The sequence below is a fragment of the Acidithiobacillus sp. M4-SHS-6 genome (assembly GCF_047421495.1).
GTDB lineage: Bacteria > Pseudomonadota > Gammaproteobacteria > Acidithiobacillales > Acidithiobacillaceae > Acidithiobacillus.
Map to the genome: position 1 here is coordinate 2426290 of NZ_CP175559.1, position 21497 is coordinate 2447786.

Sequence of the window (21497 nt, forward strand, 5' to 3'; positions counted from 1 at the left end):
CGATGAGTCGGGGACAGAACGCACTATAGCAAAGGATTTGCAGACAAGCGAAGTGAAAGACGCTCACTCCACGGACAAAAACGGCTCAAGCTTCAGGGCCGGGAGGGGCCAATGACCGGAAAGGGCGTTTTTTTGCTGCCACCCCAAAAATAGGAAATACCTCCCGTGACCTGCACATTGTTGAGATTGGCCGCGTTGGGGGTTGGGCTGTCAAACAACAGTTGATCCTGGACATCCAGACGCAGGCCCAGATGATCTCCCAGAGAATATTGGTATCCCAGACCAAACACGCCCATCAGCGAAGTACCGCGCCCCAGATTCTGATTGAACAGGTTGCTGGAAGCGCCGAGACCCAGAGAGAGATAGGGGGTGTTGGGACTATTGAAAGCATAGAGATTACCCAGCAGCGCTCCGCTGAACTGATTCGCGTCCGTAGTCCCGGAGTGGGGTGCTACATCCTGTAAATGGGCAAATGCGGCAGCCACTTGCGCTTCCACGCCCAGATGCCCATCCAGACGCTTCCCCAGACGCAAACCCAGCACGGGGCCGCTATCTTGCTGGGCAAGACCAGTGGCACCGCTGAAAAAAGTATTCCCGCCAAAAAGGTCCACGTAGGTCTGATCCCGAGCAACAGCACCCGCAGCCCATGCCGGAACGGCAAGAGCCAGCACGGAAACCGCCAGCACAGCACCCAAACCCCTGATCATGACCAGACCCACCTCGGAAAGGACAACACGATTCATGAAAAGCTGTTATAATAGTACCTTGTTTTCAACAAAAATACCACACCCAACCCCATAATTTGATGAAAATCCAACAAGGAGTCGCCATGTCCACACTGATCTGCGGATCACTGGCCTTTGATACCATCATGGTGTTTCAGGACCGTTTCAAGGCCCATATTCTGCCGGAGCAGGTACACATGCTGAACGTGTCCTTTACCGTCCCCGAGATGCGCCGGGATTTTGGCGGCTGTGCGGGTAACATTGCCTACAACCTCAAACTCTTGGGCGGCAACCCCATCATTGTGGGAACCGCCGGGCAGGACTTTACGCCCTACCTGGAGCAGCTCAAGAATCAGGGGCTGGATACCAGCCTGATTCGTATCCTTCCGGATCATTATACTGCCCAGGCTTTCATCACGACCGACCTGGATGATAATCAGATCACCGCCTTTCATCCCGGAGCCATGTTTCTGGCCCAGGAGAATCATCTGGAAGGTCATATTCCCAGCGACGCCCATTGGGCCATTGTGGCACCCGACGGCTTGGGCGCCATGGTCCAGCACCTGGAAGACCTCACCCGCGCCGGAATTCCGACCCTGTTTGACCCTGGTCAGGGCTTACCCCTCTTTGATGCCCAGACCTTGACCCGGCTTATCGATCTATCCGACTACCTGACGGTGAACGACTATGAGTACCAGATGGTACAGGCCCGCACCGGTCTGCAGCCCGACGAGCTGAAACAGCGCCTCAAGGCCTTGATTGTGACCAAGGGCGATCAGGGTTCCGTGATCTATCATGACGGCCAGGAAATCCACATTCCCGCCGCGAAACCCAGGGCGGTCATCGACCCGACGGGTTGTGGTGACGCCTATCGCGCCGGGCTGCTTTTTGGTCTGGAACGCGGTCGGGACTGGGAAACCTGCGGGAAAATCGCCGCGTTGATGGGCGCCTACAAAATCGAAAGCGCCGGTACCCAGAATCATCGCTTCACCTGGGCAGAATTTCAGGCCCGCTACCAGGATAATTTCGGCAGCCGACTCGATTGATCCGGGGCTTTCAGGTCACGATGGGCTTGTCTTCCGCCTCCCAGACGTTCATGCCTCCGCCCAGATTGTAGACTTCGTGAAAGCCCATCTCCTGCAAGGTGACAGCGGACAGCGCCGAGCGCGTACCGCTGTCACAGTACAGCACCACCACCCGATCCCGGGCCTGGGAAAGCACCGGATGGCAATGCCCGTAATCCGGATCCGCCAGCGCCTCCAGATAGCCACGCGGCACATGAATGGCCTCGGGCAGATGGCCTTCGCTGAAAGCATGGATTTCGCGAACATCCACGAGGACGATATCATTGCGGGTCCGCAACCAGTCTTCCAGGGTATCCACGTCGATTTCGCGAATCTGACTACGGGCATGACGAATGAAATCCGCCAGTGACTTCGCCATTATTCTCTACCCTCCATCATTTCCGTTGCCCATAATCTTATTCTATGATGAAAACAGTTACCATCGCCTTTAGAGGACTCTCACCATGCCTGCCAGACATTCCCGCAAAAATGCATGCCAATTACCCCCTCTTGGGATGGATGATACCAGTCTGTGTTCCGACACCCGCCACTATCTCTCCTACACCCTGGGTGCCGAAGAGGAACACGCTTCAAAAAACAACCTCTATACGGCGCTTTCCATGAGCTTGCGCGACCGTTTGGTGGAGCGCTGGAAAAAAACCCAAAAGAAGGTGGCGGAGGAAAAAGGCAAACGCACCTTTTACCTGTCCCTGGAATTTCTGCTCGGTCGCAGCCTGGGCAACACCCTGCTCAACCTTGGCCTGGAAGAAGCTGCCGAAAAAGCCATTGAACAGGAACATCGCAGACTGCGTGACATCATTGAGGCAGAACCCGATGCTGGACTTGGCAACGGCGGCCTGGGCCGACTTGCGGCCTGCTTTCTGGATAGCTGTGCCTCCCTTGGACTGCCCGTCACGGGCTATGGCATTCGCTACGGTTACGGCATGTTCCGTCAGGAAGTCCGGGGCGGTGAACAGGTGGAAGAACCGGATCACTGGCTGAAGAACGGCTATCCCTGGGAGCTGAAACGCCCGGAACGAGTGCGGCATATTCATTTTTTTGGGCGCAGCGACGTTTATACGGACGTCCAGGGAAAATTACATCATCGCTGGGTAGATACCCATGATGTGCTCGCCGTCCCCTATGACATTCCCATACCCGGCTATCGTAATGAAGTCGTCAACACCCTGCGACTCTGGCGCGCGGCTTCCACCGATGTATTCGATCTGGGTGAATTCAACGCGGGGGCCTACCCGGAAGCGGTGGCGGCCAAAAACAACGCCGAGCATATCAGCATGGTGCTCTACCCCAATGACAGCAGCGAGAACGGCAAGGAACTGCGCTTGCGTCAGCAGTACTTCCTGGCCTCGGCCAGCCTCCAGGACGTGGTTGCCGACTGGGTGGCCAGCCACGGCGAGGATTTCCGTCATTTTGCCAAACACCACTGTTTTCAGCTCAACGACACCCATCCGAGTTGCGCGGTGCCGGAACTGATGCGCCTGCTGATGGACGAGCATGGCCTGGACTGGGAGAGTGCCTGGGACATCACCAGCCATACCATGGCCTATACCAACCATACCCTGCTTCCCGAGGCTCTGGAACGCTGGTCGGTGCGCCTGTTTCGCCAACTCCTGCCCCGCCTGCTGGAAATTATTTTTGAGATCAATGGTCGCTTCCTCCAGGAAGTCGCCCGCAAGGCTCCCGGTGATACGGCCCTACTGCAGCGTCTGTCCATTATTGAAGAAGGTGACGAACAGATGGTACGCATGGCGCACCTGGCGGTGGTCGGCAGCTTCTCCATCAACGGCGTCGCCGCACTCCACACAAAACTGCTCTGTGAGGAATTGTTTGCCGATTTCTATCGGCTCTGGCCCAAGAAATTCAACAACAAGACCAATGGTGTCACCCCTCGCCGCTGGTTGCAATGGGCCAATCCTGCCTTGCGGGAACTGCTCACCAGGCACATTGGTCACGAATGGGAAAACGATCTGGATCATCTGAAAAAGCTCGCCCCCTTTGCAGAAGACCCCGCATTCCGCAAACGCTGGGATGCCGTCCGGCAAATCAACAAAGCCCGCCTGGGCCGGCTGGTGCAGGAACACACCGGCGTGCAGTTCATTCCCGGCGCCATGGTCGACACCCAGGTCAAACGCATTCACGAATACAAACGCCAACTCCTGAATGCCCTCCATGTCATTCACCTTTACGACCGCATCAAACGGGGTGAAAGTGCCGAGGTCACCCCGCGCAATGTCCTCTTTGCCGGAAAGGCCGCGCCGGGTTACTTCATGGCCAAACGCATCATCAAGCTCATCAACAATATTGCCAACGTCGTCAATCATGATGCCGATACTGATGGTCGCTTGCGGGTCTGTTTTCTGCCGGACTACCGGGTGTCCCTCATGGAAAAAATCTGTGCGGCCACCGATCTGTCCGAGCAGATTTCGACGGCGGGCAAGGAGGCCTCCGGAACCAGCAACATGAAGTTCATGATGAACGGCGCCCTGACTATCGGGACTTTGGATGGTGCCAATATCGAAATTCGCGAGGCGGTCGGCCCCGAGCATTTTTTCCTCTTCGGCCTGAATGCCCAGGAGGTCAGCCAATTACGCCATGATTATCGGCCCGAAATTTACCTGCAGGCCGACCCTGATCTGCAGAGAGTGATGGACTTGTTGTACAGTGGTTTTTTCAATGCCTTTGAACCGGGCATTTTCGATCCCATCATCCAGGCCCTGAACAATCCCCATGATCCCTGGATGGTACTTGCCGATTTCACCAGTTATAAACTCAAGCAACAGGAAGCAGCTGCCCTGTGGCGTGACCAGACCGAGTGGCAACGCCTGAGTATTTTGAATACGGCCGCCAGCGGTGTTTTTTCCAGTGATCGTACCATCCGGGAATACAACGCCGACATCTGGCATCTCCAGCCTCTGGAGATGGCCCCATGACAGAATCCAGCCAATCTGTTTTAATACACATTGTTGCTAATCATTTCCTGGTCAGAGAACATTGATGGCTCACCCACCGCGCCCCATACTCCTGTTGATTCTGGATGGCTGGGGCTATCGCGAAGACCCTGAAAATAACGCCATTGCCCTGGCCCACACTCCCAACTGGGATGGATGGTGGCGTAGTCACCCCCATCAATTCCTCAACGCTTCTGGCGCTTCCGTAGGCCTGCCCGGCGGCCAGATGGGCAACAGTGAAGTCGGGCATATCAATATCGGTGCCGGACGAGTGGTCTACCAGGAATATGAACGCATCAACCGGGGAATACTGGACGGCAGTTTCTACAAGAACAGCGTCCTCTGTGCCGCAGTGGATGCGGCCCAGGCCCAGGGCGGAGCTGTCCACATATTGGGACTGCTCTCGGCGGGCGGGGTGCACTCCCATGAAGAACATCTGTTTGCGGCCCTGCGCCTGGCCCGGGGACGGGCAGCGGAGCGCGTCTATGTGCATGCCTTTCTGGATGGACGGGACAGCTTGCCACGCTGTGCCGCCGCTTCTCTGGACAAGCTCGATGCCCAGATCAATGCCCACGGTGGCAAACTGGCATCCCTGATCGGCCGTTTTTATGCCATGGACCGGGATCATCGCTGGGATCGAGTGCAACAGGCCTATGATTTATTGACCATGGGTACCGGAACATCCTACGCCACCGGCCAGGAAGCCCTGGCAGCCGCCTATGCGCGCGGTGAAAGTGACGAATTTGTCGCCCCCTCGTCCATTGGCAGCACACCCACCTGCATCCAGGATCATGATGCCGTGCTCTTCATGAACTTTCGTTCCGATCGCGCCCGGCAGATTACCCGCCCATTCATCGAGCCTGATTTTGATGGTTTTACCCGGCAGATCACCCCGAAACTGGCCGACTTCGTGACCCTCACCGAGTACAGCGAACATTTTCATGTCCACGTCGCTTTTCCTCCTACCCGTCTCAAAAACACTCTGGGCGAATGGCTGGCCAAGCATGGCTTACATCAGTTGCGCATTGCCGAAACGGAAAAGTATGCCCATGTCACCTTCTTTTTGAATGGCGGCAACGAAACCGTTTATCCGGGTGAAGATCGTATCCTGATCCCCTCCCCCAGGGTTGCCACCTATGATCTGCAACCGGAAATGAGTGTTCAGGCGCTCACCGATGCCCTGGTGGAACAAGTGGAAAGTCGAAAATATGACGCCATCATTGGCAATATCGCCAATCCCGACATGGTCGGTCATAGTGGCAAGCTCAGTGCCGCCATTGCCGCAGTGGAGGCTGTCGATCAGAGTCTTGGCCGTATCGTCAGCGCCGTCCGTCACGTGGGGGGAGAAGTGCTCATCAGCGCAGACCACGGTAACGTCGAACAGATGCTGGATAGCGAAAGCGGCCAGGCACACACCTCCCACACCTGTAACCCGGTACCCCTCCTGTACATTGGCCGTCCCGCCGAACTCCGGACGGGCGGGGCCCTGGAAGATCTTGCACCCACCCTGCTGCATCTCATGGGTCTACCCATCCCCCCGGAAATGGGTGGAAAAAACCTGGTTCAGATCATCTAAATGACATCGCGGATATTGCTTCGCTCGGTGACCCTGCTGGTGATGACGGGATTGCTCCCGCTGGGAGCAGATGCCAGTTCCCTTCAGGAAAAAATACAAAGCAATCGCGAAAAACTGGAGTATCTTCACGAGAACCTGGGCCGAATCCAGGCCCATCTGAACGCCGGCCAAAAAACCCAGGCGGAGCTTCGCCAGGAAATCCAGGTGCTGGATCAAAAAATCGCGGCAACACAAAAAAAGCTTATCCATATCCAGGCCCAACAGCAGCAAACCCAAAGCAAACTGAACGCCCTGAAACAAAAAATCGCTGCCCTGCAGACCGAACTGATCCAGCAGAAGGGTATCCTCGGCAAGCAATTGCAAGGGGCTTACATGCTGGGTGGCAGCACCCCCCTCGCGGTCTGGCTGCAAACGGAAAAACCTGGAGAACTGGGGCGGATGAGCGTTTTTTATGCCTCTCTGGCCAAAGCCCGGGCGGCGCTCATTGTCAAAACGCAAAACACCGCCACGCAAATTGTCCAGACCCGCCAACAGGTGGAACAGCGGGAGGCCGGTTTGGTCAAACTCGCCGCGCAAATCCAGGCTCAGGAAAACACGCTGAACCAGCAGCGTCAGCAACATGCCACGCTGGAACATCAACTCACTGACCGAATTGCCAAGGACAAGGCCAAAATTGCCGAGCTACAGGCCAATGCCAACATTCTCAATGGTCTGGTGAATCGTCTGGTCGTCCAGTTCCGGCATCAGGAAGCCGTTGCCGAGGCCCGGCGCAAGGCGGCTGCCGAAGCGGCGGCAAGGGCACGCGCGGCGGCCGCAGCCCAGGCTGCCGAACAGCGCCGCCTGGCTGCAGAGAAACTGGCCGAGCAACGCGCGGCCGCGCAAAAAGCCCAGGAAGAAAAGCGGGCTGAACAGGTCCAGCGGGCTGCTGAAAAGGCCGTTCCACCGACCACGGAAGTACGTCCTCCGCGAATCAGCACCGTGCCGCAACAACCGGTTCCCGCACCCGTAGTGCCATCAACGCCTCCGTCGCCCAGCCCTGCACCTCGTCCCGCTTCCAGCGCGGGCCTGCATCCGCCCAGCACCCCGATCATCGGTCATGGCCGCTATCCTGCTCCTGTCAACGGCCCCATTACCGCCCGCTATGGCAGTCCGCGCGTGACCGGCGGCCTGGACTGGCAAGGCATTACTTTTCAGGCCGCGCAAGGCACGCCGGTTCGTGCCATCGCCCCTGGTATGGTACTGTATGCGGGGCCACTCAGAGGTTATGGGCAAATCGTGATTGTTCAGATCAGTCATAGTCTGCTCAGCATCTATGGGCACCTGGGTTCCACCGATGCCCACGTGGGCGAACAAATCGCGGCGGGTCATCAGGTCGGTACGGTGGGCAGTGGCGGCGAGCTGGGGAATGATGGGCTGTACTTCGAGATTCGCAATGCCGGTCATCCCGTCAATCCCCTGGACTACATTCACAACTGATTCCGTCCGGGCCATGCCTTTTCGGAAATCGGCGACCTGCTTTTGGAGAAAACCATCATGATCCCGCTGCGACGCATTTTATCCCGCCCATCTGGTCACTGGCTCAGGTTCAGCGTCCTGTTGGTACTGGGTTGTACCTATGCGGGCAATACGTTGGCCGATACGGATCAGAGCCATATCCCCCTGCAACAAATCCAGACCCTCAGTCAGGTATTTGCAATCGTCAAATCCAATTATGTGGATCCCACTTCCGACAAAAAATTGATGGACGGTGCCATCAGCGGCATGGTCAGCGCGCTGGATCCCCACTCAGCTTACCTGACGCCCAAGGAATTCAAGGAAATGCAGGTGGTCACCGATGGGAAATTTGGTGGCCTGGGGATTGAAGTCACGGGAGATCATGGGGTACTCAAGGTTGTGGCCCCCATCGATGGCACCCCGGCCGCCAAGGCAGGTATCGAACCCGGCGATCTGATCATCAAAATCGATGGCAAGGTCCTGCAAGGTATTGGTCTGCAGAAAACCGTCGACATGATGCGCGGCAAACCAGGTACCCAGGTCACCCTGACCATTCTCCGTCCACATCAGAACCAGCCCCTGCATCTGACCCTCACCCGAGCCATCATCAAGGTGCAAAGTGTCCGCTCCGCCATGCTGGCGCCGGGCTATGGCTATATTCGCATCAGCCAGTTCCAGGAAAATACGGGCCGGGAAACCCGCAAGGCCGTGGAAAAACTGGAAAAGGAGGCCCAGGGGCATCTGAAGGGCCTGATTCTGGATTTACGCAACAATCCCGGGGGTGTATTGGGTGCGGGCATCGAGACCGCCGACACCTTCTTGAACAAGGGCCTGATTGTCTATACCAAGGGCCGGACCCCCGACAGTGATATGCGCTTTACGGCCCATGGTCCCGATTATCTGCACGGCGCGCCCATGATCGTGCTCATCAACGGTGGCTCGGCCTCCGCCGCCGAAATTGTGACGGGCGCGCTCAAGGATGATCATCGCGCCCTCATCATGGGTCAACGCAGTTTCGGCAAGGGGTCTGTGCAGACTGTCATTCCCCTGAGCAATGGCGGAGCACTGAAACTCACGACAGCCCTTTATTACACCCCGGCAGGCTGCTCCATTCAAAGTCAAGGAATTGTTCCCAATGTCGAAATTCAGCCGACCAATCCGCAATTACGGGCGATGGATGAAGACCTCCTCAAGGAATCTGAATTAAAGGGTGTACTCAAGGCTCCAGATACCTGCAGCCAGGTAAAACCCCAATATATCATTAGCGCAGCGCCCGCAAAGCCAACCCTCGCCACGGCCAAGACCAGCAGTGCATCCAGCCAGGAGGATGCCATGGAGGCATCCAGCATTCTCAAACCGAATCTGGAAAAAGATTATGTGTTGCATGAGGCTTTGCGCATCCTGGAAAACAAAGCGGTGCCTGTGGATGAGCATGGCCACAGAGTGCAGGAAGTGATTCCCTTGGCTCTGGTCTCCGGCCAGTAATGCTGGAGGGATAAAATCCTGTGGGAAACGGGTCAAAGATTTCGGAATCTTGGAAGTGAAGCGGTGATAACCGACATGTCAAGCAGAGAAAATCACGGAGTATCCCACTGATGTCTTCAGCCATTCAGGTACTCATACCCGTAGCAGCAGGTTTTGAAGACATGGAAGTGGTCATTTGTAGCGACATTCTGCGCCGCGCAGGTTGTCGGGTAGTGCTTGCCGGCCTTACTCCCGGGCCGGTCACCGGCGGACGGGGGCTTAGTCTGTACCCGGATCAGGTCTGGGAGAATATCCTGGAAACGGACTATGATCTGGTTCTCTTGCCTGGAGGCACGGGGGGTGTGGAAAATCTCGAAAAACATGCGCCCCTGTTGACCCTGCTGCAACAAAGAACCCGGCGGGGTGCACTGATTGCCGCCCTTTGTGCCGCGCCCGGACTCCTGGCCCGTCAGCATCTGCTGGACAACCGGCATGTCACTGCCTATCCCGGGGTGCTGGATCCGCTCAGCCACCAGTATCACTACGAAAGTTCCGCCGTAGTCGTCGATGGCCCCTTGATCACTTCCCGTGGGCCTGGTACAGCCATGGATTTTGCCCTTACCCTGGTGGAGCTTCTTCTGGGGCCTGAAAAAAGACAGGAAACAGAAATTCCACTGCAACGTAGTTCCTGCTGAGACTTCCCCTTTGTCTGTGACTGTGGATAATAGGGGAGCATCACTTAACCTGAAGGAATATTTATGAAACTTCGCGCGGTCATTCTTGCTGCCACTGTCAGCGCCTTTGCAATACCTGCCTTTGCTGCTCCTGTTGCTACGGTCAATGGTACTCCCATCGACAATAGTGAAGTCCAGGCCATCATGTCCATGAGCCCGGCGCTGGCCAAAGAGCCCAATGCCCACGAGCAGGTCGTGCAAAATCTGGTCAACATGGAAGTGCTGTCCCAGTATGCCACCAGCCACAATCTGGGCCAGTCTGCCGATGTCAAAGAACGTCTGGCCATGGCCAAGCGCCAGATCCTGGCCGATGCGGCTGTGGATCAATATGTTCAGCAGCATCCGATTCCCGAATCCGATATCCAGGCGGCTTACAACAAGTTTGTCGCAGCCATGGGCAAAAAAGAATATGAAGTCCGCCATATTCTGGTGAAGACCAAGGCCGAAGCCGACAAGATTCTGGCTGAACTCAAGGCCGGTAAGAAATTTTCCACCCTGGCGGAAAAAGACTCCATCGACAAGGCCAGTGCTGCTCACGGTGGCGAGCTCGGCTGGATTGTTCCCGGGATGGTGGTGCCGCCCTTTGCCCAGGCCATTGAAACGGCCCCCATCGATAAGCCCGTAGGCCCGGTCCAGACCCAGTTTGGCTATCATATCATCGAAGTGCAGGCGACGCGTGCTTTGACACCGCCCCCTCTCAGTGCCATGAAAAGTCGCATCAAGGCGCAGCTTTCCCAGCAGGAAGCCGCCAAGTTCGTATCCCACTTGCGCAGTCAGGCAAAAATCGACATCACCAAGTAAGTAGATTCATTGGCATCCAGCGCCGGGTTATTCCCGGCGCTTTTTTTTGGCCTTATATGCCCCCATATATTTGAGGATTTGGGTACCTTCCTGAGAAGGGAACGCCTTGCCAGCAGTCGGGGCAGACGCCACAATGGAAGTATAGAATACAGATTATGGAGCATGGAAATGAGTAAAACGCAGTATCGCCGCAGTACCATCCTCGAGCGTGATCCGAAAACGGAAGAGCCTAGGATGTACAAGGTCCTGCTGATGAACGATGATTTCACCCCCATGGATTACGTCGTACATATCCTGGAAACCTATTTTCACAAGCCCCACGCAGAAGCGGTTGCGGTGATGCTGTCCGTACATCATCAAGGAAAGGGGCTCTGTGGGGTGTTCCCTTATGATCTGGCCGAAACCAAGGTCGCCCTGGTGACGGCGGATGCCCAACAGCACCAGCACCCGCTCCGTTGTATCATGGAAAAGGAGTAATACCGATGATCGACAAGGCCTTGGAAAAATCCATCAACCAGGCATTCCAGATCGCTCGCCAGTACGGGCACGAATATGCATCGGTAGAACATCTGCTACTGGCTCTGCTCGACAATCCGGAGGGACTGGATGTCCTGCAGGCCTGTGGCGGCAATACCACCCATCTTTCCCTGGAATTGCAGAACTTTCTGGAGCGTAAGGTTCCGGCCGTGGGTCCCGCTGGGACTGTCAACACCCAACCTTCGGTAGGCTTTCAGCGCGTCATTCAGCGCGCCCTTTACCACGTGCAATCCGCAGGTAAGGAGGCGGTTTCCGGCGCGAATGTGATTGTCGCCATGTTTGCCGAACGCGAATCTCACGCGGTTTACTTCTTGCAAAAAGAACATGTGACCCGACTGGACGTTGTCAACTATCTGGCGCACGGCCTGCGCAAGGATGAAGCCATGGATGAGGAAGAAGAGGAGATCGAAGGGAACACCGAAAAAAAAGGGAACAGCAAGGACCCTCTCCAAGCCTATGCCCGCAATCTGAATGCCATGGCCAGAGCCGGTCGCCTTGATCCTTTGATCGGGCGTCAGGATGAAGTCATCAGAGCCTTGCAGGTGCTGGCGCGGCGCCGCAAAAATAATCCCTTGTTTGTGGGCGAGCCCGGGGTTGGCAAGACCGCCATTGTGGAAGGCATTGCCCGCGCCATAGTCGCCGGAAAGGTCCCGGAAATGCTGGAAGGTGTGACCATCTACGCGCTGGATCTCGGCGCCCTGATTGCCGGTTCCCGCTATCGCGGCGACTTTGAAGAGCGCCTCAAGGCCGTCCTGAAAGCCCTGCGCAAACAGCGGGGCAGCATCCTTTTCATCGATGAAATCCATACCCTGATTGGTGCCGGAGCCGCTTCCGGAGGAGCCATGGATGCCTCCAACCTGCTCAAGCCGGCGCTGGCCTCCGGCGAACTCAAATGCATTGGTGCCACCACCTACCAGGAATTTCGCCAGCATTTCGAGAAAGACCGCGCCCTCACCCGACGCTTTCAGAAAATTGATGTTCCGGAACCTTCCCAGGAAGAATCCGTGCAGATTCTGCGCGGTCTGAAAAGCCAGTTTGAGCAGCATCACCATCTGCGCTACACCGACACTGCCCTACGCGCGGCCGTGGAACTTTCGGTCAAGCATATTCATGACCGCTACCTGCCGGACAAAGCCATCGATCTCATCGATGAAGTGGGTGCAGCCCAAGCCTTGCTGCCGCTCTCTAAACGGAAAAAAATCATTGGCATTCATGATATTGAAGAAATGGTGGCACGGGTGGCCCGGATTCCCGGTAAAAATGTCTCGCTGGATGACCGGCAGGCTCTGAAAAACCTGGAAAGAGATCTGGGGCTGGTGATTTATGGCCAGGAGAAAGCCATTCAGGAACTTTCTTCCGCCATCAAAATGGCTCGGGCCGGACTCCGCCATCATGAAAAGCCGGTGGGTACCTTCCTGTTTTCCGGCCCCACCGGTGTCGGCAAAACCGAACTCAGTCGGCAATTGGCCAGTTTGCTGGGGATTCCCCTGTTACGCTTCGATATGAGCGAGTACATGGAACGCCATACGGTATCCCGCCTGATTGGCGCCCCTCCGGGCTATGTGGGTCATGATCAGGCGGGACAGCTGACCGAGGCCGTCAGCCGTAATCCCCATTCCGTGCTGCTCCTCGATGAAATCGAAAAAGCCCATCCGGATATTTTCAATGTCCTGCTGCAGGTCATGGATCATGGCAAACTGACCGATGCCGGGGGGCGTTCCGTGGATTTCCGCAATGTCGTCCTGATCATGACCACCAATGCCGGAGCGGAATCCCGGAACAAGGCCAGCATTGGTTTCATGAAACCCGCAGAAAAGGAAGGCGGTCAGGAAATGGAAACCATCCGCCGGGTATTCTCACCGGAATTCCGGAATCGTCTGGATGCCGTCGTGCCCTTCAGCGCCCTGTCCCGGGAAAACATCCTCCATGTGGTCGACAAGTTCATCATGGAGCTGGATGAGCAGTTACTCGCTAAGGGCTACAGCCTCGAAATCAGTCCCGAGCTCCGCCAGTGGCTGGCTGACAAGGGTTATGATCCGCAGATGGGCGCCCGACCCATGGCTCGGGTCATTCAGGAACATCTGAAAAAGCCGCTGGCGGAACATATTCTCTTCGGAGACCTGCCCAAAGGCACCCGGATCAGTGCCAGCCTGGAGGAGGGTAAAGTCAAACTGCTGATCCCCGAAGCGGTGCCTGCGGAATAAGCATGGACGCTGGCGGCTTTCATTTTGACAACAGCTACGCCCGCGAGCTGGAAGGCTTTTTCGCCCCTTGGCAAGCGGCAACCGTGCCCTCCCCCCGGTTATTAATGCTCAATCATTCCCTGGCTACAGAGCTGGGACTGGATATCGCTGCCCTGGAGACGGAGCGGGGCGCCGCCATTTTTTCCGGCAATACCCTTCCCGAAGGCGCGGAACCCCTGGCCCAGGCTTACGCAGGTCATCAATTCGGCCATTTGTCTCCACAACTGGGGGATGGTCGAGCCTTGCTGCTGGGTGAGATTCTGGCTCCCGACGGGCGGCGCTGGGATCTGCAGCTCAAGGGCTCGGGGCGCACACCCTTCTCCCGGGGAGGCGACGGCAAGGCGGCCATCGGACCCGTGCTGCGCGAATATCTGCTGGGCGAAGCCATGAACAAACTGGGGATACCCACCACCCGCGCCCTGGCCGCCGTCAGCACCGGGGAGATGATTCATCGCGACTCGCCCCAGCCGGGGGCCATTTTGACCCGGGTAGCCGCCAGCCATATTCGCGTCGGCACTTTTCAGTTTTTTGCCCTGCGCGATGATCGGGACAAGGTCCGCAAACTGGCCGACTATACCCTTGCCCGCCACTACCCAGACGCCCTGACCGCTACCAATCCCTATCTCGCGCTCTTCCAGGCGGTAGCGGAACGACAGGCGGCCCTGCTGGCCCGCTGGATGCTGGCAGGTTTCATCCATGGCGTCATGAATACGGATAACATGAGCATTGCCGGGGAAACCATCGATTATGGTCCCTGCGCGTTCATGGATCACTACGATCCCGCCACCGTATTCAGTTCCATTGACAGCCAGGGACGCTACGCCTACGGCAACCAGCCGCTGATTGCACAATGGAACCTGACCCGCTTTGCCGAAACCCTGGTTGAACTGGTGGATCCTGACAGTGAAGCAGCCATTGCCCTGCTGACTGAAGCCATCAACCAGTTTCCCCGGCAATATACGGCCTACTGGTTGCAGGGCATGCGCGCCAAACTGGGATTAGCCACCGTGGAGGACCAGGACCAGGAGCTGGCCCAGCAATTGCTGACGGCGCTGGAAGAGAACTCGGTGGATTTCACCCGGGCTTTCCGCAGTCTCTCGGCAGTTGTTCTGGGAAATCCCGCGGCACTGCGTAGCCAGTTTGCCGTACCCAGTGCGGCTGACTCCTGGCTGCAACGCTGGCAAGAACGGCTGTCCCGGGAACCCATGCCGGCCACCGAGCGGGCCATGCACATGGATCAGGTGAACCCGGTATATATTCCGCGCAATCATAAGGTCGAGGAAGCGCTGCAAGCAGCCACGCAGCAGGGCGATCTGGGCCCTTTTCAACAGCTTCTGGGCGTGCTTGCCGAGCCCTTCAGCGAACGCCCCGGCCTGGAAAGCTACGCCCAGCCAGCGCCCGAAAGCTTCGGGGTTTACAAGACCTTCTGTGGTACCTGAGTGCTGAGAAAATCCAGCACACGCTGAACCTGCGCATGGATGTCTTCATAGGCATCAGCCGATGCCTCCAGCATCTCTGCAGGGCTTTGAATACCCGGCTGGTCCGGGACGATTTCGTCCGCGGCATGCTGGATCAGGGCAGCAATGGTAGTGGCCGTGCTTTCCAGGTGGAATTGCAAGCCGATCACCTGGTTACCCAGCTGAAAAGCCTGATTTTCACAGGCGGCACTATGGGCCAATCGGGTCGCTCCGACGGGTAAGTCAAAAGTCTCCCCATGCCAATGAAAAGCCAGAAATTGTCTGGGAAACTGAAAATGATCCGCATCGGTCATTTCTGCCTGCACGGGAAACCAGCCGATTTCTTTCTGCCTGGCCGGATACACCCGCGCCCCGCACACATGGGCAATCAGTTGGGCGCCCAGACAAATGCCCAGAATCGGCAGATCGGCCTGGATGGTTTCGGCAATAAAGTGCTTTTCCGCAGACAGCCAGGGATATTCCGTTTCATCGTGAATGCTCATGGGGCCGCCAAGAATGATGAGCAGATCAAAGGCTCCCGGTTCAGGCAAGTCCCCCTGCTCATGAAAGCGCGTCCAGGTCACCAGGGCCTTGCGATCCTGTAACCAGGTTTCCATACTCCCCAACCCTTCAAAAGGCACATGCTGCAGCACATGAACACGCATGACGGAACCTCTCCCTCTGCCGATAAAACATATCAAATTGTCAGGGTAGCCTGATTGCAGGGTACTCCCAAAAAGCACGCCCGTCAGTCCTTGCAGAGCTGACGGGCGTGGATCAACGATCCGTCAATTCCTTACTTTTTGGGGGCCTTGGCCATCCGCAAATAGGGCAGTTTGATGTCGATTTTGCCAAACTTCTCCTTGGCCTGATCATCATTCAGGGACAGGGCCACGATGACATCCTGGCCGGGAACCCAGTTGGCGGGGGTAGCAATGGGCACGCCATCCGTCGCCTGAATGGCATCCAGCGCCCGGAGAATTTCCGCGAAATTGCGGCCTACGGACATGGGGTACAACATGGTAAGACGCACTTTCTTGTCGGGACCGATAATGAACACGGAACGCACCGTCGCCGTATCGGCCGCGGTACGATTACCCGGAAGATAGGCATCTGCAGGCAACATGTCGTAAAGCTTGGACACCTGCAGGGAAGTATCGTCAATGATCGGGAAATCCGCCGGAACACCCGCGAAGGCTTCAATATCCCGCTTCCATTTTTGGTGTTCTTCCACAGAATCCACCGAAACACCCATCACCTTGGTATTGCGTTTGGCAAATTCGGGGGCCAACTGGGCTACCGCACCAAATTCCGTCGTACAGACCGGAGTAAAGTCGCGTGGGTGCGAGAACAGAATGGCGTAGCTATCCCCAATCCATTCATGGAGATTGAGCTTTCCGGCCGTGGAGTCTACGGTAAAGTCTGGAGCCACATCATTAATACGAATGGTCATCTGAGTCATCCTCTCTGTATATCAAGTAACGCAAAGGTCAGGCACTACAGCACTGCACTACGGGACCACTATACCGAAGCTGATTTAGAATATCAACAGATTTTTTTTAAATAAAAAATAGACTAAATTTAAACCATACTGGCTAGGCACGAGCTATTCGTAATCCTGGTCTATGAGCATTACCTGACATAGCATCAGGCAGGGCGCCAGTAAGGGGCCAACAACAAGGCTTCAGGCACCAAGGTCTTGATGGCTGCCGGGATTTCCAGGGTCAGCCCAAGTCGCGGACGGATACTCACCCAGAGCAGGTTGGTACGCAGGTTCATGTCGGCGAAGACGACCCAGCTCCCATAATGGTTGAGTACGGCATTGATGATGCGCAAGGTATGTTGCTGACGCAGTCCGCTTTTATCTCGTAAACCGGGAATGAGCATGCGGAAGTCGGCGAGCAGGTGACCATTTTCATCACGACTGGGAACTCGTCGCCAGAGGGGTTCGTCGGGATGGAAAATAGCCTGGGAGGCTTTCTTCAGGCTTTTGGTTTCCGGGGGCTGCCTTAAGGATGGTGCTGCAGACATGGGGTGATCTCCTGCATGTGCAAATCACCCCTACAGTCTGCCTGCTCTGCTGCGGGGCGGCAAGCCCCGTGTGCTGCCCCAATGAAACCCTAACCGTGGCGCTTGGCGTCCGCTTCGATGATTTTGCGGGCTTCGGCCAGATTGGCCCATTCCTTCATCTTCACCCACTTACCGGGCTCAAGATCCTTGTAATGCTCAAAAAAATGGCGAATCTGCTGGCGGATAGGTTCGGGCAAATCCTGGACATCGCGAATGTCAGCGTAGCCCGCAGCGACTTTTTCATGAGGAACGGCGACAATTTTGGCATCGATACCATGCTCATCTTCCATCATCAGGACAGCAACGGGACGGGCGCGAATGACCGTAGCAGGGGCCACCGGCTGAGGAGACCAGACCAGGCAATCGGTGGGATCGCCATCATCGGACAGGGTATTGGGGATAAATCCGTAGTTGAGGGGATAATGCATGGCCGTGAACAGGAAACGGTCGACAAATACCGCACCGGCTTCCTTGTCCATCTCATATTTGACGGAAGAACCCTGAGGCACTTCGATCACCACGTTGATATCATCCGGCAAGGATTTACCCGCCGGTATTTTCTTCAGATCCATATGTCACTCCTTGCTCTTGGTTCAGGAAAAAAGGCTGCGTACCCGCTCCAGATCGGCCGCAGTATCCACTCCGGCTGGGGGTGCTTCTGCCGCGCAATATACCGCAATTTGCACGCCCCGCTCCAACGCCCGCATTTGCTCCAGCGATTCGATATTTTCCAGGGGACTGGCTGGCCACCGGGCATAATCTTGCAGAAACTGATGGCGATAGGCATAAAGCCCGAGATGACGCCACCAGTTGCCGCCGTCAGGCAACGGGTCTTCCGGCTGCATGGGGAAATACTGGCGATGCCAGGGAATGGGCGCACGGGAAAAATACTGGGCATGGCCCTGATCGTTGCGGATCAGCTTCACGACATGGGGGTCTGCCAGCTCCGCCCAGTGCCGGATGGGGACAGCGGCCGTTGCCATTTTCAAGGCCTCATTTTCCAGCAACAGCTTTGCGGTGGCCTGCAAGAGTGCCGGAGGCATCCCGGGCTCATCGCCCTGCAGGTTGACGATCACCGCATCGGCGGGCAAGCCCAGTAGCTGGGCGGCTTCGGCCAGTCTTTCCGTCCCGCAGCCATGGTCGGGAGAAGTCAGCAGCGCTTCTCCGCCGTGATCCTGAATACAGGCGACGATTTCCGGATGATCGGCGGCAACGACGACCCGGGATGCCCCGCTTTCCACGGCTCTGCGGCGTACCTGTTCAATCATGGGTAATCCACCTACCTCCAGCAGCACCTTGCGGGACAGGCGGGTGGACGCCAGGCGGGCCGGGATGAGCACACAAAAATTCACGCCGGCTTGTCCTCGTAGGGTTTGGCCTCATCCAGCAACAGGACCGGTATGTCATCCCGAATGGGATATTGCAGATGACAGCGCGGGCAACAGAGTGCTTGCCGTCGTGCACAAGGTAGCAACCCTCCTTTGCATTGGGGACAGGCCAACAAATCCAGCAAGCGATGATCAATGCTCATGATCCCTCCAGGTTGAAAGCGCCCTTTCCAGCCAGGGCATGAAATCGGCTGCCAATTGGGCTTCGATGCGCAACACCCACTCATCGGAATGGGCAAAGTTCCGGCATTTTACGGCATCTTTTTCGGTCATGACGAGTGGGCGTGGCAAGCTCTCCAGATCCCTAGGGGCAAAAACGTGATGATCCGGAAAAAACCGGGCATCCACCTCAGCCCCCAGTGCCTGCAAGGTATCCACAAAGCGTTGGGGACGGGCGATGCCCGTCACGGCTGTCCAGTGTTCGCCGGCCAGGCTCTCCAGACTGCGGGTCCGCTGAGGATCGGCAAGGGCCTGCAAGTCCCGGGGCTGGACTCGAAAATGAAAGCGCGGCGGCGTTTCGCCCAGCGCGAGACCAGCAGCAGCCGCTGCGTCCAGCAACAAGGCATCGGCTTCAGCCAGGGCTGCGGGAGATTCGCGCAGGGGACCCGCCGGCAGACAGTATCCATTCCCCAGGGGTTGGGTTCCGGACATGACCAGCAAACGCAAGGTAGGGCGCAGGGCGAGGTGCTGGAAACCGTCATCCAGCAAAGCCAGATCAAAGCCCTCTGCCGCTGCCGCCGCAATGGCCTGGTGACGATCAGGACAGATGAAGACGGCCTGGGATCCTGCGACTTGGCCTGGGACCTGGTGTTGCACCAAAAGTAGCGGCTCATCCCCGGCCTGCTCCGGCGAGTCGCTCGCATTCACCCGATAGGGCCAATGGGGTGGCTGCGCCCCATAGCCCCGACTGATGATGGCAACCCGCCAGCCCGCTGCGTTCAGCAATCCGGCCAGTGCAGCTACCAGCGGGGTTTTACCACTGCCGCCCACGCTGAGATTTCCCACCACGATACTCGGGATGGCCGCTGGCCGTCCGTGAATGTATCGCCGCCGCCAGGCGGCTACTGACTCGGTCAGGGCGCCCAGGGGCCGCAAACTCGTGGCGAGCCAGCCGCCCTGCTGCCATTGCGCTTCGAGGGTCTGGCGCAAGGTCACCAGTCAAAAACCCTTTGCAGAAACTCGGGAAGACGGTCTCCCGCATGACGGCGTTCCTGCCAGAAAGCCCGGCGAGTCGCATCGCCGCGCTGCCGCGCTGTCATCACATCTGCGGACAGATCCTGCCAATGCTGCAACACTTGGGCGGGATGATCCAGGATTTCCACCGCACCGGCGTCCAGATGGCTGGCGGCATTCAGGATAACTCCCGGATGCACACTCACGGGTCGTGAACCGGCATAAACCTGCCACTGCAGGAATGGGGATGCGGACTGCAGATGGACCCCTTGAGCGGCTGTCGCCAGGGCGGGATACCAGCGCTCTTCATCGACGGCCAGGACCGAACCGGCGGGCAGGGGATGGCGCTGCCAGTGGGATAGCAACGGCAAGTCCTGAGGAGCTTGCTGTCCGCCCAAAAACAGAACACCTTGGCGCGACAAGGGGGATGCCGACCAGGCTTGTCGCCAGGCTTGCCATTGTCCTCCGCTCAGGCCTTGGACCCACCAAAGCAATCCCTCTTCCGTAGCACTGATCATGCTGCGAAAATTGGGATCCACCTGGGCGATGGTAAAAAGCGTGGCAAAATCCACCGGCTCCTGCAGCAGCGGGGGAGCGACCTTGCCCTCCCACAATTCCGCCTGCGACGGGTCGCGGGGATATACGGCTTCCAGCAGGGCTGGACGGGAGTTTCCCGGATCGGCAGCCATCAGGATGCTGGGAATTTTTCGGCGTTCCAGCGCCGCCGCCAAGATCCTGCGCGGCGCACGGCCCAGTGCCAGATAACGCAGGGGGCTGAGTTTGTCCAGGGTACGTTCCACCGCCTGGGGATGATCGCAGGGACCAAAACCATAGCCCAAGCGCTCGATACCTTCCGTATGCTGTTGCAGCATCTGCGGATATTCATTTTCAAAAGTCATGACCATGCGCAGGTCACGACGCTTTTCAGCAATGGCCCTGGCCAGCTCAACGCCCAGTCGTTGCTCGTCGGCGGCACGGAAACTCTGCATCCAGAGAATGGGTCCCCGGTCACCCGGAGCCTTGATCCATCCCCAGCGGGCATTGGCCTGTCCTTGGCGACCCGCACGAGCATCCTGCCAACTGGCCCAGCGCCCGCGCAACCAATGGTTTTCGTAATAACTCATACCGGGTTAATCATACTGGCGGCCCACTAAATGGTCCGCCTGCCTGCGCAAATCAATCATGGTCGTTTCCAGTTGCTGCTGCAATGCGGCCTGCGCGACGGGGTCCGCGTCCCGGGGAATCTCCATGGCCTCCCCCCAGGTGACGACTATGCGCGATCCAGGATAGGGCAATAAGAACCCGTCCCAACTGGAAAATCGTTTGGCCCGCCTGGCCGAATAGCTCACCGGAATAATGGGCAGACCGGAAATGCGGGCGAGATCAATGACCCCCTTTTGCAAGACCTCCCGAGGTCCTCGGGGCCCATCGGGCGTAATGGCCAGGGTACGTCCGCTCAGGGCCACCTTGAGCATCCCCCGACTCCCCTTCACCGCAGCACGACGCGTAGAACCCCGTACGGCGGAATACCCCCAATAGGCCAGGGTCATGGCAATCAATTCTCCATCCCGATGTTCACTGATCAGTACATGAATATCACGACCACCTACACGTCGATAGGCTTCGGTGATCATCACGCCGCGTCCATGCCAGAAAGCCAGGATAAAGGGTTTTCCGGCCGCAATCCGTTGCCGCACCTGAGTGTCGCCCACTTCTTCCCAGCGCAAGGTCAGCGCTGTTCCCTTGATCAGGAGAGCCGCCAGTCTGGCCGCCAGGCGCAGGGAACGTCCTTCCAGCCGCAC

Annotated in this window: 21 protein-coding genes; 10 read left to right on the forward strand and 11 right to left on the reverse strand. The window is 57.4% G+C overall.

Features of this window, described 5'->3' with window-relative positions; genetic code table 11:
* Positions 1 to 92 precede the first annotated feature (92 nt).
* Positions 93 to 743 (reverse strand): outer membrane beta-barrel protein, encoded by a 651-nt coding sequence (locus tag ACJU26_RS12605; RefSeq protein ID WP_414039980.1) that lies wholly within the window; start codon positions 741 to 743, stop codon positions 93 to 95.
* An 86-nt stretch (positions 744 to 829) separates the two neighbouring features.
* On the opposite strand from ACJU26_RS12605, the gene ACJU26_RS12610 reads away from it, so the two are divergent.
* A complete protein-coding gene (locus ACJU26_RS12610) occupies positions 830 to 1771 on the forward strand; it encodes a carbohydrate kinase family protein (RefSeq protein WP_414039981.1) in 942 nt (313 codons plus the stop codon).
* Between the two features lie 10 nt (positions 1772 to 1781).
* Here the strand turns inward: ACJU26_RS12610 and ACJU26_RS12615 are convergent, their stop codons facing one another.
* Complete coding sequence (locus tag ACJU26_RS12615; RefSeq protein WP_414039982.1) at positions 1782 to 2168, reverse strand: rhodanese-like domain-containing protein; 387 nt, start codon at positions 2166 to 2168, stop codon at positions 1782 to 1784.
* An 85-nt stretch (positions 2169 to 2253) separates the two neighbouring features.
* Here ACJU26_RS12615 and ACJU26_RS12620 point away from each other — a divergent pair, with 85 nt between their 5' ends.
* The 9 genes from ACJU26_RS12620 to ACJU26_RS12660 all read left to right on the forward strand — a co-directional run bounded on the left by ACJU26_RS12620 (position 2254) and on the right by ACJU26_RS12660 (position 15046).
* Positions 2254 to 4740, forward strand: a complete 2487-nt coding sequence (locus ACJU26_RS12620) for a glycogen/starch/alpha-glucan phosphorylase (RefSeq protein WP_414039983.1) — start codon at positions 2254 to 2256, stop codon at positions 4738 to 4740.
* 64 nt (positions 4741 to 4804) lie between these two features.
* On the forward strand, positions 4805 to 6334 hold the full coding sequence (gene gpmI / locus ACJU26_RS12625) for a 2,3-bisphosphoglycerate-independent phosphoglycerate mutase (RefSeq protein ID WP_414039984.1): 1530 nt from the start codon (positions 4805 to 4807) through the stop codon (positions 6332 to 6334).
* The gene (locus ACJU26_RS12630; RefSeq protein ID WP_414039985.1) at positions 6335 to 7810 is read left to right on the forward strand and encodes a murein hydrolase activator EnvC family protein; all 1476 of its coding nucleotides are present in this window, start codon (positions 6335 to 6337) and stop codon (positions 7808 to 7810) included.
* Positions 7811 to 7867: 57 nt separating this feature from the next.
* The gene (locus ACJU26_RS12635) at positions 7868 to 9313 is read left to right on the forward strand and encodes a S41 family peptidase (RefSeq protein ID WP_414039986.1); all 1446 of its coding nucleotides are present in this window, start codon (positions 7868 to 7870) and stop codon (positions 9311 to 9313) included.
* 110 nt (positions 9314 to 9423) lie between these two features.
* Positions 9424 to 9987, forward strand: a complete 564-nt coding sequence (locus ACJU26_RS12640) for a DJ-1 family glyoxalase III (protein ID WP_414039987.1) — start codon at positions 9424 to 9426, stop codon at positions 9985 to 9987.
* 63 nt (positions 9988 to 10050) lie between these two features.
* Positions 10051 to 10827, forward strand: coding sequence for a peptidylprolyl isomerase (locus ACJU26_RS12645; RefSeq protein WP_414039988.1), 777 nt, complete (start codon positions 10051 to 10053; stop codon positions 10825 to 10827).
* A 168-nt stretch (positions 10828 to 10995) separates the two neighbouring features.
* Positions 10996 to 11304 carry an ATP-dependent Clp protease adapter ClpS gene (clpS, locus tag ACJU26_RS12650; protein ID WP_414039989.1) on the forward strand — a complete coding sequence of 103 codons (309 nt, stop codon included), beginning with the start codon at positions 10996 to 10998 and terminating at the stop codon, positions 11302 to 11304.
* Between the two features lie 5 nt (positions 11305 to 11309).
* Positions 11310 to 13568, forward strand: coding sequence for an ATP-dependent Clp protease ATP-binding subunit ClpA (gene clpA, locus ACJU26_RS12655; protein WP_414039990.1), 2259 nt, complete (start codon positions 11310 to 11312; stop codon positions 13566 to 13568).
* Between the two features lie 2 nt (positions 13569 to 13570).
* Entirely contained in the window at positions 13571 to 15046 is a 1476-nt protein-coding gene (locus ACJU26_RS12660) for a protein adenylyltransferase SelO (RefSeq protein WP_414039991.1), read from the forward strand.
* Here ACJU26_RS12660 and ACJU26_RS12665 read toward each other — a convergent pair.
* The 9 genes from ACJU26_RS12665 to ACJU26_RS12705 all read right to left on the reverse strand — a co-directional run bounded on the left by ACJU26_RS12665 (position 15022) and on the right by ACJU26_RS12705 (position 21497).
* A complete protein-coding gene (locus tag ACJU26_RS12665; RefSeq protein WP_414039992.1) occupies positions 15022 to 15729 on the reverse strand; it encodes a type 1 glutamine amidotransferase in 708 nt (235 codons plus the stop codon). The two genes, ACJU26_RS12660 and ACJU26_RS12665, sit on opposite strands and share 25 nt — an antisense overlap.
* Before the next feature lie 131 nt (positions 15730 to 15860).
* Positions 15861 to 16517 carry a peroxiredoxin gene (locus tag ACJU26_RS12670; protein ID WP_414039993.1) on the reverse strand — a complete coding sequence of 219 codons (657 nt, stop codon included), beginning with the start codon at positions 16515 to 16517 and terminating at the stop codon, positions 15861 to 15863.
* Between the two features lie 194 nt (positions 16518 to 16711).
* Positions 16712 to 17095: a hypothetical protein gene (locus tag ACJU26_RS12675; RefSeq protein WP_414039994.1), complete on the reverse strand. Its 384-nt coding sequence runs from the start codon at positions 17093 to 17095 to the stop codon at positions 16712 to 16714.
* An 89-nt stretch (positions 17096 to 17184) separates the two neighbouring features.
* Positions 17185 to 17706 carry an inorganic diphosphatase gene (gene ppa, locus ACJU26_RS12680; protein WP_414039995.1) on the reverse strand — a complete coding sequence of 174 codons (522 nt, stop codon included), beginning with the start codon at positions 17704 to 17706 and terminating at the stop codon, positions 17185 to 17187.
* 21 nt (positions 17707 to 17727) lie between these two features.
* The gene (kdsB, locus tag ACJU26_RS12685; protein ID WP_414039996.1) at positions 17728 to 18486 is read right to left on the reverse strand and encodes a 3-deoxy-manno-octulosonate cytidylyltransferase; all 759 of its coding nucleotides are present in this window, start codon (positions 18484 to 18486) and stop codon (positions 17728 to 17730) included.
* A complete protein-coding gene (locus ACJU26_RS12690; RefSeq protein WP_414039997.1) occupies positions 18483 to 18665 on the reverse strand; it encodes a Trm112 family protein in 183 nt (60 codons plus the stop codon). The genes kdsB and ACJU26_RS12690 overlap by 4 nt, the downstream gene beginning before the upstream one ends.
* A complete protein-coding gene (lpxK, locus tag ACJU26_RS12695; protein ID WP_414039998.1) occupies positions 18655 to 19677 on the reverse strand; it encodes a tetraacyldisaccharide 4'-kinase in 1023 nt (340 codons plus the stop codon). Before lpxK ends, ACJU26_RS12690 begins: the two co-directional genes overlap by 11 nt.
* Complete coding sequence (locus ACJU26_RS12700) at positions 19674 to 20819, reverse strand: hypothetical protein (protein ID WP_414039999.1); 1146 nt, start codon at positions 20817 to 20819, stop codon at positions 19674 to 19676. Before ACJU26_RS12700 ends, lpxK begins: the two co-directional genes overlap by 4 nt.
* Before the next feature lie 6 nt (positions 20820 to 20825).
* A complete protein-coding gene (locus tag ACJU26_RS12705) occupies positions 20826 to 21497 on the reverse strand; it encodes a lysophospholipid acyltransferase family protein (RefSeq protein ID WP_414040000.1) in 672 nt (223 codons plus the stop codon).

What these genes read in the sequence shown, in the direction of transcription:
- ACJU26_RS12605 (WP_414039980.1), bottom strand. Translation starts at nt 743, where the DNA reads ATGAATCGTGTTGTCCTTTCCGAGGTGGGTCTGGTCATGATCAGGGGT.
- ACJU26_RS12610 (WP_414039981.1), top strand. Translation starts at nt 830, where the DNA reads ATGTCCACACTGATCTGCGGATCACTGGCCTTTGATACCATCATGGTG.
- ACJU26_RS12615 (WP_414039982.1), bottom strand. Translation starts at nt 2,168, where the DNA reads ATGGCGAAGTCACTGGCGGATTTCATTCGTCATGCCCGTAGTCAGATT.
- ACJU26_RS12620 (WP_414039983.1), top strand. Translation starts at nt 2,254, where the DNA reads ATGCCTGCCAGACATTCCCGCAAAAATGCATGCCAATTACCCCCTCTT.
- gpmI (WP_414039984.1), top strand. Translation starts at nt 4,805, where the DNA reads ATGGCTCACCCACCGCGCCCCATACTCCTGTTGATTCTGGATGGCTGG.
- ACJU26_RS12630 (WP_414039985.1), top strand. Translation starts at nt 6,335, where the DNA reads ATGACATCGCGGATATTGCTTCGCTCGGTGACCCTGCTGGTGATGACG.
- ACJU26_RS12635 (WP_414039986.1), top strand. Translation starts at nt 7,868, where the DNA reads ATGATCCCGCTGCGACGCATTTTATCCCGCCCATCTGGTCACTGGCTC.
- ACJU26_RS12640 (WP_414039987.1), top strand. Translation starts at nt 9,424, where the DNA reads ATGTCTTCAGCCATTCAGGTACTCATACCCGTAGCAGCAGGTTTTGAA.
- ACJU26_RS12645 (WP_414039988.1), top strand. Translation starts at nt 10,051, where the DNA reads ATGAAACTTCGCGCGGTCATTCTTGCTGCCACTGTCAGCGCCTTTGCA.
- clpS (WP_414039989.1), top strand. Translation starts at nt 10,996, where the DNA reads ATGAGTAAAACGCAGTATCGCCGCAGTACCATCCTCGAGCGTGATCCG.
- clpA (WP_414039990.1), top strand. Translation starts at nt 11,310, where the DNA reads ATGATCGACAAGGCCTTGGAAAAATCCATCAACCAGGCATTCCAGATC.
- ACJU26_RS12660 (WP_414039991.1), top strand. Translation starts at nt 13,571, where the DNA reads ATGGACGCTGGCGGCTTTCATTTTGACAACAGCTACGCCCGCGAGCTG.
- ACJU26_RS12665 (WP_414039992.1), bottom strand. Translation starts at nt 15,729, where the DNA reads ATGCGTGTTCATGTGCTGCAGCATGTGCCTTTTGAAGGGTTGGGGAGT.
- ACJU26_RS12670 (WP_414039993.1), bottom strand. Translation starts at nt 16,517, where the DNA reads ATGACCATTCGTATTAATGATGTGGCTCCAGACTTTACCGTAGACTCC.
- ACJU26_RS12675 (WP_414039994.1), bottom strand. Translation starts at nt 17,095, where the DNA reads ATGTCTGCAGCACCATCCTTAAGGCAGCCCCCGGAAACCAAAAGCCTG.
- ppa (WP_414039995.1), bottom strand. Translation starts at nt 17,706, where the DNA reads ATGGATCTGAAGAAAATACCGGCGGGTAAATCCTTGCCGGATGATATC.
- ACJU26_RS12690 (WP_414039997.1), bottom strand. Translation starts at nt 18,665, where the DNA reads ATGAGCATTGATCATCGCTTGCTGGATTTGTTGGCCTGTCCCCAATGC.
- ACJU26_RS12700 (WP_414039999.1), bottom strand. Translation starts at nt 20,819, where the DNA reads ATGAGTTATTACGAAAACCATTGGTTGCGCGGGCGCTGGGCCAGTTGG.